Origin of the sequence: Limnobacter litoralis, from assembly GCF_030160455.1 — a bacterium.
GTDB lineage: Bacteria > Pseudomonadota > Gammaproteobacteria > Burkholderiales > Burkholderiaceae_B > Limnobacter > Limnobacter litoralis.
Genome location: NZ_BSOJ01000045.1, coordinates 1 through 1,547, shown reverse-complemented (window position 1 = coordinate 1,547; position 1,547 = coordinate 1). Strand labels below are relative to the sequence as shown.

Annotated in this window: 1 protein-coding gene; it reads left to right on the top strand. The window is 57.2% G+C overall.

Annotated features, from left to right (window positions below; all coding sequences use genetic code 11):
- Positions 1-14: 14 nt before the first annotated feature.
- Positions 15-1,547 (top strand): OFA family MFS transporter (locus tag QQJ87_RS14615; RefSeq protein ID WP_284282639.1); only part of this gene is annotated, 1,533 nt, incomplete at its 3' end.

Genomic DNA, 1,547 nt, shown 5'->3' with positions numbered 1-1,547 from the left:
GCCAATCAAGCGGCTTGCTCGCCAAGGAGCGGACCATCGCGGGTTCCGGTTTTAATCGATGGTTGGTGCCGCCCGCGGCGCTGGCCATTCATTTGTGTATTGGCATGGCCTACGGTTTCTCCGTGTTCTGGCTGCCCTTGTCCAAGGCCCTAGGGGGCGTGGCTTGCGGGCCCGACGTGGGTTTCTTCGGCCAACTGTTCACCACCAACTGCGACTGGTCAGTGGCCACATTGGGGTGGATGTTCACGCTGTTTTTCGTGTTTCTGGGTTTGGCCGCTGCCATTTGGGGCGGTTGGCTTGAGCACGCCGGTCCCCGAAAAGCGGGTGTGGTTGCCGCGTTTTGCTGGGGTGGTGGGATGTTGATCTCTGCCTTCGGCATCTACGTGCACCAGTTCTGGATCATGATCCTGGGTTCAGGGGTGATTGGTGGCGTCGGGCTGGGCTTGGGCTACATTTCGCCCGTGTCCACCCTGATCAAGTGGTTTCCGGACAAGCGCGGCATGGCCACCGGTATGGCCATCATGGGCTTCGGTGGCGGTGCGATGATTGGTTCACCACTGGCTGCCGAGCTGATGAAGCACTTTGCCACCCCCACCAGCGTGGGCGTTTGGCAAACCTTTGCAGTAATGGGCGTGTTGTACATGGCAGCCATGCTGGCCGGATCCTTCGGTTACCGCGTGCCTGCTTCAGGCTGGAAACCCGAAGGTTGGACAGAGCAGCCCAAAGCCGCCTCCAAGAGCATGATCACCCAAAACCACGTTCACGTGAAAAAGATCTGGGGCATTCCCCAGTTCTGGTTGGTGTGGGCCCTGTTGACCATGAACGTGTCTGCCGGTATCGGTGTGATCGGCATGGCCAGCCCGATGCTGCAAGAGGTGTTTGGTGGTGAATTGATTGGCGTGGCCAAGAAGTTTACAGAGCTGAGTGCAGCCGACAAAACCGCCATTGCCGGTGTGGCCGCTGGCTTTGCTGCGATTCTGAGCTTGTTTAACATTGCGGGTCGCTTCTTCTGGGCCAACCTGTCTGACAAGATCGGTCGTAAAAACACCTATTCTGTGTTTTTCATCCTCGGTGCTGCCCTGTACTTCAGCTTGCCCATTAGTGCGGGCATTGGCAGCAAGTTCCTCTTCGTGGGTGCCGCCTGCATCATCTTGAGTATGTACGGTGGTGCATTCTCAACGGTGCCTGCCTATCTGGCTGACTTGTTCGGTACGCAAAACGTGGGCGCGATCCACGGCCGCTTGCTGACCGCCTGGGCCACAGCTGGCATCATCGGCCCCGTGGTGGTGAACTACATGCGCGAATATCAGCTTGGTTTGGGTATTCCACGTGATCAGGTTTACAACCAGACCATGTACATCCTGGTCGGCATGCTGGTGATTGGTCTCATTTGTAACCTGTTGATCAAGCCGGTGGATCAGAAACACTTCATGACCCCCGAAGAGCTGGATGAAGAGAAGCGATTGGCCCATGAAAAATCCGTGGAAAACAACACGGACGGCGCCATCGTTCAAACTGCCCCTTCAAGCCCAGTCGTGATCGCACTG